This is a genomic window from Halomonas sp. McH1-25, from assembly GCF_022348165.1.
Lineage (GTDB): Bacteria > Pseudomonadota > Gammaproteobacteria > Pseudomonadales > Halomonadaceae > Modicisalibacter.
In genome coordinates, this window is the sequence record NZ_JAKRFI010000016.1 from 1 (window position 1) to 12,938 (window position 12,938).

Here is a 12,938-nt window from a genome sequence, read left to right on the forward strand (position 1 = left end):
CCGCGAGGAACTTGTGGTCGAGGGTAAGCGCATCGAGGACCCGGCTGAGATTACCAGGCGTGAGCTGGAGGGTCCGTTCACCGAAGTGGTGTTTGATGTCGAACTGGCCCGAACCGATGCGCCCGAACTGCAGGTGCGTCATAAGCGTCCTCGGGCTTTGGAAGACGCGCAGGACCAGGCCAGTCAGTTGGCCGGTACCGCCGAGGTTTGACAGTCGCCCCTTGACCATACTTGAACCCGCTGGCGAGATCGTTCTTGTTGGCGCGGCTGAGGGGAAGGAGCCTGCCATTGCTAACGGCCGGCTTCTACGAAGACAACCATGACAACACTGAGGTACTGATCATGACCACACAGCTTGATCGTCTCGAAGAACGTGTCCGCGGCGCCGTCGTAGATGACCCCGAAAACGGCATCTTCCGTTGCCACCGCAGCATGTTCACCGACCCCGCCTTCTTCGAGCTAGAAATGAAGCACGTTTTTGAAGGTAGCTGGTTGTTCCTGGCTCACGAGAGCCAGGTCCCCGAGCCGGGCGACTACATGACGGTGACCATGGGCCGTCAGCCGGTAATTATCACTCGCGACAAGCAGGGCGAGCTACACGGGCTGCTCAACGCTTGCTCTCATCGTGGCGCCACGCTGTGCCGCAAGAAGCGCGGTAACAAGGGCACCTTTACCTGTCCGTTTCACGGCTGGTCGTTCAAGAACGACGGCAAGCTGCTCAAGGCCAAGAATGAGAAGACCGGTGCCTACCCGGATGGCTTCAAGCAGGACGGCTCCCATGATCTCAAGCGCATCGCGCGCTTCGAAAACTATCGCGGTTTCCTGTTCGGCAGCCTGAGTGAAGACGTTCAGCCCCTAGCTGATCACCTGGGCGAGACCACCAAGGTCATCGATAACATTGTTGACCAGGCGCCGGAGGGCCTCGAGATCCTGCGTGGCACGTCGTCCTACACATTTAACGGCAACTGGAAGTTGGGCGCCGAAAACGGTGCCGACGGTTACCACGTCAGCACGGTGCACTGGAACTACTCCTCGACTATGGACCGCCGTAATTATGATGCCGGCGGCACCAAGGCGGTGGATGCTAACGGTTGGTCGAAGAGCTTGGGTGGCTTCTACTCGTATGAGAACGGCCACATGATGCTATGGACACGTCTGCTTAATCCTGAGGTGCGCCCGGTCTATCAGCAGCGCGAGTGGATCGAGAAGGAGCTCGGCGAGGCACGCGCCGATTCCATCGTCAACCAGACCCGTAACCTCTGCTTGTACCCCAACGTCTACCTGATGGACCAGTTCTCCACACAGATTCGCGTCATCCGACCGATCGCCGTGGACAAGAGCGAGGTTACCATCTATTGCTTCGCGCCCAAGGGTGAGTCCGCCGAGAACCGTGCATTACGCATTCGTCAGTACGAAGACTTCTTCAACGTCAGCGGCATGGGCACACCGGACGACCTGGAAGAGTTCCGCGCTTGCCAGAGCGGTTATGCTGCCCAGAACGCTGAGTGGAACGATCTCAGTCGCGGTGCCAAACAATGGATCGAAGGCGCTGACGACAATGCCAAGGCGATTGACATGAAACCGCTGCTCAGTGGCGCGTCGCCCGAGGATGAGGGCCTGTATGTGATGCACCATAAGCACTGGGTCTCTGAGATGCTGCGCGCTATAGACAAGGAACGCAGCCAGTTTATCGCCACCGAGACTGCGTGAGCATCGTAGCGACAGAAGAAGGGAGAGCATCGCCATGAGCATGAATTTTCTGGATATCCAGGCCTTCGTCCATCGGGAAGCGCGTCTGCTCGACGACCGCGAGTGGGACGAGTGGCTGAGCTGTTACAGCAAGAACGTGGTGTTTTGGATGCCGGCCTGGGACGACGATGATCAGCTGACCCGTGATCCGCAATCCGAAATCTCGCTGATCTATTATCCCAACCGCGAGGGACTGGAAGACCGGGTCTACCGCATCAAGACTGAACGCTCTGGAGCGACCAGTACCCCCGAACCGCGCACCACCCACCAAATCTCCAACCTGGAGGTATTGAGTCAAGATGGTGATAAGGTGGAGCTGCGTTTCAACTGGCACACCCTGAGCCATCGCTACCAGCAGACTAACGCCTACTTCGGCACGTCCTTCTACACCTTGGACGTGTCCGGGGACGCCCCGCTGATCGAGCGGAAAACGGTGATCCTCAATAACGATTATATCCACCAGGTCATTGACGTTTATCACGTCTGAGTATCGGCCGGGTGGGAGGAGAACGACCATGAGCTACACCATTGCACTCAACTTCGAGGACGGCGTGTCCCGCTTCATCACCTGCAAGGCAGGAGAGACGGTACTCGACGCTGCCTATCGACAGAAGATCAACCTGCCGATGGACTGCTCCGATGGTGTTTGCGGTACCTGCAAGGGACACTGCGAACAGGGCGCCTTCGACATGGGCGACGACTATCTGGAGGAAGCGCTCTCAGAAGAGGAAGAAGCCGAGGGCAAGGTGCTGACCTGCCAAATGGTTCCATCGTCCGACTGCGTCATTCAGGTGCCGGTGGCCTCGACGCTGTGTAAAACCCAGGTCGGCGAACTCACCGGTCAGGTGGCTCGGGTCGAGCAACTTTCTGAGGATAGTATTGAGCTGGTCGTGGATCTGGATGACGAGACTGAGCTGACGTTTCTGCCCGGTCAGTACATCAATATCAAGGTGCCGGGTAGCGAAGAGACGCGTTCCTATTCGTTCAGTTCACGTCCAAGTGACAAGTGCGCATCGTTCCTGATCCGCAACGTGCCGGATGGCTTGATGAGCGGTTACCTGACCGGAACGGCCCAGCCGGGTGATAGCCTGACCATGACCGGGCCGCTGGGTAGCTTCTACCTACGTGAGGTAAAGCGCCCCCTGCTAATGCTGGCTGGCGGCACGGGGCTGGCGCCATTCCTTTCCATGCTCAAGCTGTTGGAAGAGAAAGGCTGCGACCAGCCAGTTCACATGATCTATGGTGTCAGCCGCGACGATCACTTGGTCAAGCTCGAGGCACTCGACGCCTTCGCCGAGCGCTTGCCCGATTTCAGTTACACCACAGTGGTGGCTGATGAGACCAGTGAGCACCCGCGTAAGGGCTACGTGACCCATCACATGGAGACCGACAAGCTGCACGACGGTGAGGTGGACGTATACCTGTGCGGGCCACCGCCGATGGTCGATGCTGTGCTCAAGCACTTCCGCGAGCAGGGCATAACCCCGGTCAGCTTCCACTACGAGAAGTTCGCGCCCAGCCTGACGCCCGCTAGCGAGGTGGTTGCATGAATGTTGCACGTTTCGATGGCAAGGTCATAGTAGTGACCGGAGCTGCCCAGGGCATCGGGCAGCGGGTCGCCGAGCGCGCCGCAGCTGAGGGCGGTCGCCTGGCACTGGTCGACCGTGCCGACGTGGTGCATGAGGTCGCGGCGGCCATCCATGACAAGGGTGGCGAGGCCATCGCCATTCAGGCCGATCTCGAAACCTGGGAAGGAGCCGAGGACGCTATGCGGCAGACCCGGGAGCGCTACGGCCGGATCGATGTGTTGATCAATAACGTCGGAGGGGCGATCAACTTCAAGCCGTTCGTCGAGTTCACCGAGACCGAGATCAGCGCCGAGATCACCCGTTCGCTGATGCCGACCCTATGGTGCTGTCGGGCTGCGTTGCCAACGCTGGTCGATCAGGGCCGTGGTGTCATTGTCAACGTCTCCTCGGCGGCTACCCGCGGCATCCATCGCATCCCTTACTCAGCCGCCAAAGGGGGGGTCAATGCGATCACCGCCTCGCTCGCCTTCGAGTATGCGAATGCCGGGATTCGTGTCGTTGCCACCGCACCGGGGGGAACAGAAGCGCCGCCACGGCGAATTTCTCGCGGTACGCCGGAAGCTAGCAACGAACAGGAGCGGGCATGGTTCCAGGCACATATCGACCAGACCCAGGCGAGTAGCCTGATGCATCGCTACGGCACCTTGGACGAGCAGGCCGCACCGATTCTTTTCCTGGCCTCGGACGATGCCAGCTACATAACAGGAAACGTTTTGCCGGTAGCCGGTGGTGATATGGGATAGATTACTTCTAACACGTATAGGCTCACTGGCTACGAGGGCTGGCTACGGGCTGTAATCAGTTAGAACGGGCATGAATCGTAGGGCACCGTCAGCCCTCGTGACCTGTAGTTCGTGCTTAAAATTATGGCCTCGGCTAGGGCCTCTTTACCCGCAAATACCTGCGGGTTTTTTTGTCTACCTATTTCTTGTTGTTCTTTGGTCTAGGGCTTAGATTTTCGTTTAATGGATGTAGCTAATTCTCCCTTGGGCTGGCAGTTTTTGTGAAGTCTAATAGCCTAAAAATCATAGTTTTTGCTGATAAAGTTAGCATGCTATTATTTTTTTTAGGATAACACCTTGTTTTATATATAAAAATTCGGTGCGTAGGGATAGAGAGGTAAGCATTTTCCATACTCATAGGGTATCTATCCTTACCTAAATGATATTGGTTGTGGCCAAGGCAAAAAGACCAGAATACAGAGGTTTAAAATCATAAAAGTTACAGTTTCAAGACTGTACGAGTAAAACCTTAGAGTCTGTTGCTAACTTTATGGCTAGTAGTAACTGATAATCACAATAGCTAAAACCTCTGGTGATGAGATGACTAATAAGTTGAAGCAGAAACTGTTGGCTTCCCTCTTTGGTGCGGGGATAGCGATTTCAGGCACCGCCAACGCCAATAATGAGGATCCGATCAAGCTCGGCTTGATGCTGCCTTACTCTGGAACCTATACGGCGCTGGGTGAAGCCATCACCAACGGCCTAAAGCTGGCTATCAAGGAACAAGGCGGTCAGTTGGGGGGGCGTGAGATAGAATACGTGCAGCTCGACTCTGAGGCCAATCCCTCCAAGGCGCCACAGAACATGAGTCGGTTGGTCAAGGGAGACAATGTCGATTTCGTGATCGGGCCGGTGCACTCCGGGGTTGCCATGGGCATGCTTCGGGTCGCCAAGCAGACGGGAGCGCTCACGATTATTCCCAATGCTGGGCTGGAGGCAGCTACCAACCAGTTGTGCATGCCCAACGTGTTCCGCACTTCGTTCAGTATGTGGCAGGACAGCTATCCGATGGGCAAGGTCGCCTACGATCAAGGCCATCGCAAAGTGGTAACAATTACCTGGGACTACGCGGGCGGCAAGGAGGATGTTGCCGGTTTCGAGGAAGCCTTCACCGAAGCGGGAGGCGAGGTAACCAAGCGAATTCTGGTGCCGTTTCCGAGCACCGAGTTCCAGAGTTACCTGACTCAGATTGCCAGTCTCAAGCCGGATGCCGTCTACACCTTCTTTGCTGGCGGTGGCGGTGTGGACTTCGTGCGTGATTACTCAGCGGCCGGACTGAAGGAAAGCATTCCACTGTTGGGTTCAGGCTTTCTAACCGAAGGTAACCTCCAGGCGCTGGGCGAGGCAGGGGAGGGCGTCATGACCACGCTTCACTATGCCGATACCCTTGAGAGCGAAGCGAACCGCAATTTCGTTTCAGCTTACCAAGAGGCCTATGGTGAGCTGCCCGATACCTACGCCGTTCAAGGCTACGATACTGGAATGATGCTTGCCCAGGCCTTGTATGCCGTCAAGGGCGACACCGAGAACAGGGAAGCGCTGATCGAGGCACTCTCCAATGTTCACTTGAATAGCCCTCGTGGACCGATGACTTTCTCCGAGTCTCATCACCCCATCCAGAATGTTTACCTGCGTGAAATCCGCGATGGTAAGCATGAGGTCGTCGATGTTGCCTACGAGCAGCTCGAAGTACCGGATGATGCATGCAAGATGTAACCCGGTAAACGGCTGACTGGCCGGGCAGGTTTGGCCCGCCCGGCCCCTCGCAGAGGAGACCTTCATGGATCTCGCATTTTTTGGAGTACAGCTCCTCAACGGGCTGCAGTATGGGCTGTTGCTGTTTCTTATTGCCAGCGGCCTAACGTTGATTTTCGGAATCATGGGCATTATCAATCTTGCCCATGGCGCCATGTACATGATCGGGGCCTATCTGGTCTACGACCTAACCTTGCGGTTAGGTAACTTCTGGGTAGCGATCCTCGTAGCTGTGCCGATTGCTATTGCCTTAGGTCTGATTATCGAGCGCCTCTTCCTGGATACGCTCTACAAGCGTGACCACCTCTACCAAGTGCTGCTGACCTTTGGCCTGATTCTGGTCCTCAACGAGGCCCAGCGCATTATTTGGGGAGGCGACGTACACAGTGTACCGGTGCCGGCGCCCTTCGATGCCAGCTTACAGCTCACCGACAACCTGCAGTATTCAGTTTATCGCCTGTTTGTTATGGGCGTGTGCCTAGCCTTGGCAGCGGCTATCTACTGGGTAATCCGACATACCCGGCTAGGCATCATCATTCGTGCCGGTGCTGTCAACCGCGACATGGTGGAAGGACTGGGCATCAATGTACGCACACTGTTCACTCTAATCTTTAGTGCCGGTGTAGCGTTGACGGCTTTCGCCGGTATGATCGCCGCCCCCCTATCCTCCGTCGCCCCAGGGATGGGTGACAGTATTCTGATTACTTGTTTCGTGGTGGTAGTCATTGGTGGCATCGGCTCGATCAAAGGCGCCTTCTGGGGAGCCATCCTGATCGGCATGGCCGAGACTTTCGGCTCGGTACTGATACCCAGTTTAGCCAGTATGGTGATCTATCTGATTATGGCCGCCGTACTGCTGGTCAAGCCACGCGGGCTTTTCGCCTGAGGAGACAGTTATGCTGCATCGTTATCCGAAACGCGTCGCTATCATCATGCTAGTTCTGACGCTCCTCGTCGCCGTATTCCCGCTGTGGGGCCCCGCTGTCTTCGGTGATCAGGTCGATTTCATACAGGAGAAGCTTACCCTGATGGTCATTTTGGCATTGTTCGCCATGAGTCTGGATCTGCTGGTGGGCATTGTCGGGCTGGTCAGCCTGGGGCATGCGCTGTTCTTTGGGATCGGCGCCTACACGCTGGCTTTAGCCAGCCCCGATTATAGCGCTGCTTCTCTGTGGTGGATGCTACCCTTGGTCATTGCTGTCTCTGCTATGACGGCGCTGATGGTCGGCCTACTGGTGATCCGTACCAAGGGCATCTTCTTTATCATGACTACCTTGGCCTTCGGCCAAATGTTTTTCTACTTCATAAGCACCTCGCAATTCGCCGGAGGAACGGACGGCGTCTTCATCATGTTCCGTCCCAGCGTCACCGTCGGCGAAGCGACGCTGCTGGACTTGAGCGATCCGCAGACGTTCTTCTATTTCTGCCTGGGCCTGTTGATTGCCGGCTATCTGTTCTTGCGCTGGCTGACGCGTTCCTACTTCGGCCAGGTGCTTGACGGCATCCACGACAACGAGCACCGCATGCAAACGCTGGGGTATGCCACGCATGGCTACAAGTTGGCCGCGTTCGTGATCTCCGGAGTAATTGCGGCCATTGCCGGCATGCTCGCTGCCATGCAGTACGGGTTCGCCAACCCCGCACAACTCGGCTGGCACGCTTCTGGTGAAGTACTGATGATGCTGATTCTGGGGGGGATGGGCACGATTTTCGGTCCGATCTTGGGCGCCTTCGCCTACGAGATCCTACTGTACGTCTTCGAACATCTGACCATCCATTGGCCGATCCTGATGGGGCTGACCATCATAGGTGCCGTGCTGGTACTCCCTCGCGGCATCGCCGGCTTGATCATCGCACCCCCTGGCGAGAAGTCAGCCGACACTTCACGCCGGAAGAGTGAAACAGTTTCGCCTGTTGATGCATCCGCCCAGCCCGTTGCAGCCCAGAACAAGGAGGGATAAGCCATGCATAGTGAAGCCATGCTGGTAACCCGAGGCCTGACCAGGCGCTTCGGCGGCCTGGTCGCGGTCAACGCGGTGGATTTCGATGTTAAACCTGGTGAGATCCACGCCATTCTAGGGCCTAATGGCGCTGGCAAGAGTACCTTGATCAATCTGCTGTCCGGTGAGATCCCGCCTTCCGAGGGAGAGATCCTCTTCCGTGACCAGCCTATCCAAGGCAAGAGCGTACGCCAGACTGCACGTCTGGGCATCGGGCGTAGCCATCAAAAGACCAATATCTTTCCTCGCCTGACCTGTCTACAGAATTGCCAACTGGCTGCACGCGTACATATGGGAGGCATCTTTGCAAGTTGGCGTTCACGTGCCCATGCCCGAATGGTGGATGAGCGGGCCCGTGAAGTACTTGAAACCTGTCATTTGATGGCACGTGCGGATACGCCCGCTGCGGACATGAGTTACGGCGAGCAGCGTCAGCTTCAGATCGCCATGGTATTGGCGACAGCTCCGTCACTGATGCTATTAGACGAACCCATGGCGGGCATGGGTCACGAGGAGACGGCTCAGGTGACAACGCTGCTTGAGCGCCTCTCGGATCGCTACACCTTGGTGCTGATCGAACATGACATGGATTCGGTGTTCCGTCTGGCTGACCGAATTACCGTAATGGTAGATGGTTGCGTGCTGGAGAGCGGCCCCACTGAGCAAATACGACGCAGTGAGAAGGTACGTGACGTTTATCTTGGGCGTCACCACGAGGAGGCGACGGCATGACAGCTGCCCAGCAAGTGACTACTCCCTTGATCGATGCTCGCAATATTCACACCTACTATGGCGAAAGCCATGTGTTGCACGGTGTCGATCTTGTTCTTATGCCTGGGGAAACGCTCAGCCTGCTGGGGCGTAACGGTATGGGTAAGACCACGACGCTCAAATCTATCCTAGGTTTCGTGCCTCCACGCGAGGGCCAAGTGGCCATAAAAGGTATACCTGTGGCGAAGCGTCGCCCCTGGCAGCTGATTCGCCAAGGGATCGGCTACGTACCGGAGGGCCGAGGGATTTTTCCTGGTATCAGCGTACGGGAGCATCTGACTATGGCGGCCCGGTCCAATGATCGGGGCGAGACACTTTGGACTTTAGAGCGCGTGCTGGACACGTTTCCACGGCTTGGGCAGCGAATCAATCATGATGGCTCATTCCTGTCTGGGGGCGAGCAGCAGATGCTGTCGATTGGACGCGCGCTAACGACCAATCCTGATCTGATCATCCTCGATGAAGCTACCGAGGGCCTGGCTCCGCTCATCCGCGATGAAATCTGGAAAATCATTCGCAATATACAAGCGTCGGGCATCGCCAGCATTATTGTTGATAAGAACATAGACAACCTGCTGGACGTAGCAGACAGACACCTACTGCTGGTCAAAGGCCGAGTCGTCTACAGTGGCGATTCCCATGGGTTGAAAGCAGACCCCAGCATTCTCGACACGCACCTTGGCGTTGCCTGAAAAATGGATGTGTTCTTGTCCTGGTACGCCGGGGCAAGAATTTTTGTAGCTCGAAGGATCTGCCATGAAACTTCATAGAGACTGGTCGATATCTGCTATTACTGCCGGCTTCGTGGCGGTGCTTGTCTCCTATTCCGGCCCACTGGCCATTTTTTTCCAAGCTGCTCAGAGCGCCGAGGTTTCGAGCGCCATGATGACCTCCTGGGTATGGGCGATTTCCATCGGGGCGGGCATTTCAGGCATTCTGCTCAGTGTATGGCTGAAAGCGCCCATCGTTACCGCATGGTCGGCACCGGGTACGGCACTGTTGGTCACGTTATTTCCCGGATTATCGCTGAATGAAGCCGTGGGAGCCTACATCACGGCTGCTATCATAATCTTCATAATCGGTATTACCGGCTCATTCGACCGCATCATCAAAGCCATTCCACCAGGCATTGCCAGCGCAATGATGGCGGGGATTCTCTTTCAGTTCGGCCTGGGCGTCTTCGTGTCGTTAGAGTCGGTTCCGACGCTAACGCTCGGCATGATTCTCGCCTACTTGGTGTTCAAGCGCCTGACGCCACGCTACAGCTTGGTTCTATTGTTGATTGTGGGCGTTGGGTTAGCGGTGGGTTTGGAGGGGGCTAGCCTGCAGGGTGTCACACTGCAGTTTGCTAAGCCGCAATTTATTAACCCGGAATGGACCTGGGGCGCCACGCTCAGCTTGGCGATCCCTCTGGTTCTGGTCAGCCTGACTGGCCAATTTCTACCGGGGATGACCATTCTGCGTACCTCAGGTTATTCCACTGCGGCAAGACCGATTGTCACCCTGACTAGCTTGACCTCACTAGTGACCGCCTTCTTCGGTGGCATTACCACAGTGATTGCAGCTATTACGGCTGCCATATGTACCAGCCCCGAGGCACATCCTGATCCAGACAAGCGCTATGTAGCTGGTGTGGCCAATGGGGCTTTCTATCTAATTGGTGCCAGCTTCGCTGGCACTATCGTGCTGTTATTTACTTCGTTACCTGGCGAGTTTGTCGCAGTATTGGCGGGGCTAGCATTGATTGGCGCTATCTCTAGCAATGTCAGCGCTTTCGCAGCCCACAAGGACCATTTGGAGGCCTCGGTGATCACTTTTATCGCTACAGCCTCTGGAGTCAGCTTCCTGGGGTTGAGTGCAGCATTCTGGGGAGTCGTTATCGGGGCATTGGCTTACTTCATTTTGCACAGGCCATGGAGGACAGCCGGACGGCACCCCGAACAGTCCATGGCAAAAAAGCAACAATAAAATGCGAAGGAGGCGAAAATGCCCACTATGTATTTAGCAATGGACGATAGCGACTATGCGCTGCGTGGCCTACCACTTGGCCAGAGGCTGGCTCAACAGTTGAATGCTTCGCTGGGGGTAGTGTCTGTAGTCTCTGCACAGAACCAAGTGGAATCTCGGCGTGCGGTGCTGATAAAAAGGTTAGCAGCGCAAGGGGCCGGCGAGGTTGCTGTCGATGTGGCGTCTCATGCCAGTGCCAAAGATCATTTGGCTGCCCTGGCGCGCCAGGAGGATACCTGGCTATGCATGACTGCGCATGGACGTCGCCCCGTACCCGAGATGCTGCTTGGGAGTGTTCCTGCTGGTGTAGTGAGACGGACCAACAAACCCGTCTTTCTATGCGGCCCTTGCTTCGATACCCAAGCCCACAAGCGCGTGGAAGTGGTGGTGATCTGCATGGATGGCTCTCGACTAGCTGAATCTATGCTGTCTCATGCCGTGAATCTCTCCCGACTTCTAGGTGCCCGTCTTCAGTTACTACAGGTGATTGCACCGCAGCGGGCTGCAATAAGGCAGGCCGAGGCGAGCGCGTACGTAGACGTAGCCGAGGCTAGCTATGTGCGTGGCTTGGCACGTCGCCTGCGCGAGACCCACCAGGCAAAGGTGGATTGGGAGGTATTACATGGCGATCCTGCTGAATCCATTGTTAGCTACGCGATTGAATACCCTAATATTATGCTTGCGATGACGACCCACGGGCGTAGCGGGCTGTCACAAGTGGTCGCTGGCAGCGTCAGCCATGAAGTGCTGCACGAAGCATGCTGTCCGGTTGCCGTGCTGCGTCCTGATGAACAGGCGTAGCGTACTGGCCCGGCGCCTCCTAGCGCAGTGTTTTAATGAGGAGTGTGCTGAAAAAATACTCTGATCTGCTTCACAGAACGGGTAGCCATCACCTCAACCCAATGACTAACTAGGATGTCTTCGTGCTCAATAACGCATGCTTGTATTGGAGCCGCCAAGTTGATTCCCACCAATCACGACATGTTGGTCACGTTGGAACAATGGATGACTGAAGGAGAGGCACCCGAAGATGCTCTCTTGCTGTCTCACAATAAGGCGACGGCGCCCTATACGACGTCCACACAGCTATGTGCCGATACCCGCACTACCCGCACTACATCGGTGGCGACCAACATATTGCTTCCAGCTATGAGTGCCGACGGGCTACGTAATGAGAGTATTAGTTTAATTTCACTCTTGATAGATCGCGTATCTAGTAATCAAGCCTTGGGGAGGGGATATAGATGGCCACTGGCAGTGCCAGTCATGAAATCCTTGGCCTGAGAGCCGCCTGACCCATGAATTTTAAAGAAGAGAGGAGAAGCCTATGGATAATGTATCTTCCGCCGAAAGGACACCGGAGTATGATGAAATCATACGTGTGGTTCAGCTCTATGTAGATGGCTTTGAAGATGGTATGGACAAGCTTAGGGAAGCCTTTCATGAAGACGCCTGGATATTTGCGATAGATGAAGATGGTGATCTCAGCAAAGGCCTGGTTAGTGAGCGTTTCGAGCGCTGGGCAGCCAGCTACAGACCAGTTAGTGGACGCGTTATTTCAGTGGTCCAAGCCGGGAGCGTGGCTAGCGTCCTGCTGGGCTTTGATAACACAGAGAGCCTGTCGGATTCGTGGGTGGATGTGCTCGCCCTGATAAAGCTCAACGGCGTCTGGAAAATCACCCATAAAAGTGCCGTCCATAGCAGTAGGGCGTCTTGGGCCAAGCCAGCATAGTACAGGCATCAAACCGGCAACCTAGGGGCGTCACGGCTCGGCGAATATGTCGTGGATCAGCCTACGCAACCACTGGTTGCCGGCATCCTGATGGAAGCGTCGGTGCCAGAATAGATTGATAGGAATATCTGGAAAGTGCAAAGGATGTTCGCGTATCACTAGCTCGAATCGGGACTGCGTAGCATGAGCCAGTTTATCTGTAACAGTTACTAGCAGGTCACTCTCACTTATAATGTAGGGCACAGCTGCGAAGTGGGGAAGCTTCAATCTCACCGGTCGCTCTATGCCTGCGCGGATCAGTTGCTCTTCTACAATACCGTGGCCGGTACCCCTCGCTACCACTACTGCGTGTTTGGCGGCTATGAATTCATTCAGTCCGAACTCATTAAATGAGAGAGGATGGTTCTGACGCATCAGGCAAACATACTGACCTGCCACCGAACTTTCATCCAGCGGCTATTTGAGTCCCGTTAGTCTTCGTGTCGATTCGTGCAGCTGTCAGCGTCTGCGCATAAGCCACCGGGGTTTGGTAATCCAGGGCCGAGTGCGGACG

The 12,938-nt window shown here is 55.8% G+C and carries 12 protein-coding genes and 1 pseudogene; all 13 read left to right on the forward strand.

Going from position 1 to position 12,938, the window contains the following annotated elements:
• Positions 1-211, forward strand: a pseudogene (locus tag MHM84_RS21140) (catechol 1,2-dioxygenase); the annotation flags it as partial.
• Positions 212-342: 131 nt separating this feature from the next.
• A complete protein-coding gene (locus tag MHM84_RS21145; RefSeq protein WP_239269015.1) occupies positions 343-1,710 on the forward strand; it encodes a Rieske 2Fe-2S domain-containing protein in 1,368 nt (455 codons plus the stop codon).
• Positions 1,711-1,744: 34 nt separating this feature from the next.
• Complete coding sequence (gene benB / locus MHM84_RS21150) at positions 1,745-2,236, forward strand: benzoate 1,2-dioxygenase small subunit (RefSeq protein ID WP_239269018.1); 492 nt, start codon at positions 1,745-1,747, stop codon at positions 2,234-2,236.
• Between the two features lie 28 nt (positions 2,237-2,264).
• Complete coding sequence (gene benC / locus MHM84_RS21155) at positions 2,265-3,299, forward strand: benzoate 1,2-dioxygenase electron transfer component BenC (RefSeq protein ID WP_239269020.1); 1,035 nt, start codon at positions 2,265-2,267, stop codon at positions 3,297-3,299.
• Positions 3,296-4,081 (forward strand): benzoate diol dehydrogenase BenD, encoded by a 786-nt coding sequence (benD, locus tag MHM84_RS21160; RefSeq protein ID WP_239269022.1) that lies wholly within the window; start codon positions 3,296-3,298, stop codon positions 4,079-4,081. The genes benC and benD overlap by 4 nt, the downstream gene beginning before the upstream one ends.
• Positions 4,082-4,660: 579 nt before the next feature.
• Positions 4,661-5,836: an ABC transporter substrate-binding protein gene (locus tag MHM84_RS21165; protein WP_239269024.1), complete on the forward strand. Its 1,176-nt coding sequence runs from the start codon at positions 4,661-4,663 to the stop codon at positions 5,834-5,836.
• 64 nt (positions 5,837-5,900) lie between these two features.
• The gene (locus MHM84_RS21170) at positions 5,901-6,761 is read left to right on the forward strand and encodes a branched-chain amino acid ABC transporter permease (RefSeq protein ID WP_239269026.1); all 861 of its coding nucleotides are present in this window, start codon (positions 5,901-5,903) and stop codon (positions 6,759-6,761) included.
• Between the two features lie 10 nt (positions 6,762-6,771).
• Positions 6,772-7,836 (forward strand): branched-chain amino acid ABC transporter permease, encoded by a 1,065-nt coding sequence (locus MHM84_RS21175; protein WP_239269028.1) that lies wholly within the window; start codon positions 6,772-6,774, stop codon positions 7,834-7,836.
• 3 nt (positions 7,837-7,839) lie between these two features.
• A complete protein-coding gene (locus MHM84_RS21180; RefSeq protein WP_239269030.1) occupies positions 7,840-8,607 on the forward strand; it encodes an ABC transporter ATP-binding protein in 768 nt (255 codons plus the stop codon).
• The gene (locus MHM84_RS21185; protein WP_239269032.1) at positions 8,604-9,338 is read left to right on the forward strand and encodes an ABC transporter ATP-binding protein; all 735 of its coding nucleotides are present in this window, start codon (positions 8,604-8,606) and stop codon (positions 9,336-9,338) included. The genes MHM84_RS21180 and MHM84_RS21185 overlap by 4 nt, the downstream gene beginning before the upstream one ends.
• A gap of 64 nt (positions 9,339-9,402) precedes the next feature.
• Positions 9,403-10,614 carry a benzoate/H(+) symporter BenE family transporter gene (locus MHM84_RS21190; RefSeq protein WP_239269034.1) on the forward strand — a complete coding sequence of 404 codons (1,212 nt, stop codon included), beginning with the start codon at positions 9,403-9,405 and terminating at the stop codon, positions 10,612-10,614.
• Positions 10,615-10,632: 18 nt separating this feature from the next.
• The gene (locus MHM84_RS21195; protein ID WP_239269036.1) at positions 10,633-11,454 is read left to right on the forward strand and encodes a universal stress protein; all 822 of its coding nucleotides are present in this window, start codon (positions 10,633-10,635) and stop codon (positions 11,452-11,454) included.
• Between the two features lie 526 nt (positions 11,455-11,980).
• On the forward strand, positions 11,981-12,385 hold the full coding sequence (locus MHM84_RS21200) for a nuclear transport factor 2 family protein (protein ID WP_239269038.1): 405 nt from the start codon (positions 11,981-11,983) through the stop codon (positions 12,383-12,385).
• Positions 12,386-12,938: the final 553 nt, after the last annotated feature.

Bases quoted from the DNA above. Each gene is read 5' to 3' on its own strand.
- MHM84_RS21185 (WP_239269032.1), top strand. From the start codon at position 8,604: ATGACAGCTGCCCAGCAAGTGACTACTCCCTTGATCGATGCTCGCAAT.
- MHM84_RS21200 (WP_239269038.1), top strand. From the start codon at position 11,981: ATGGATAATGTATCTTCCGCCGAAAGGACACCGGAGTATGATGAAATC.
- MHM84_RS21195 (WP_239269036.1), top strand. From the start codon at position 10,633: ATGCCCACTATGTATTTAGCAATGGACGATAGCGACTATGCGCTGCGT.
- MHM84_RS21145 (WP_239269015.1), top strand. From the start codon at position 343: ATGACCACACAGCTTGATCGTCTCGAAGAACGTGTCCGCGGCGCCGTC.
- MHM84_RS21170 (WP_239269026.1), top strand. From the start codon at position 5,901: ATGGATCTCGCATTTTTTGGAGTACAGCTCCTCAACGGGCTGCAGTAT.
- benC (WP_239269020.1), top strand. From the start codon at position 2,265: ATGAGCTACACCATTGCACTCAACTTCGAGGACGGCGTGTCCCGCTTC.
- MHM84_RS21180 (WP_239269030.1), top strand. From the start codon at position 7,840: ATGCATAGTGAAGCCATGCTGGTAACCCGAGGCCTGACCAGGCGCTTC.
- MHM84_RS21190 (WP_239269034.1), top strand. From the start codon at position 9,403: ATGAAACTTCATAGAGACTGGTCGATATCTGCTATTACTGCCGGCTTC.
- benB (WP_239269018.1), top strand. From the start codon at position 1,745: ATGAGCATGAATTTTCTGGATATCCAGGCCTTCGTCCATCGGGAAGCG.
- MHM84_RS21175 (WP_239269028.1), top strand. From the start codon at position 6,772: ATGCTGCATCGTTATCCGAAACGCGTCGCTATCATCATGCTAGTTCTG.
- benD (WP_239269022.1), top strand. From the start codon at position 3,296: ATGAATGTTGCACGTTTCGATGGCAAGGTCATAGTAGTGACCGGAGCT.
- MHM84_RS21165 (WP_239269024.1), top strand. From the start codon at position 4,661: ATGACTAATAAGTTGAAGCAGAAACTGTTGGCTTCCCTCTTTGGTGCG.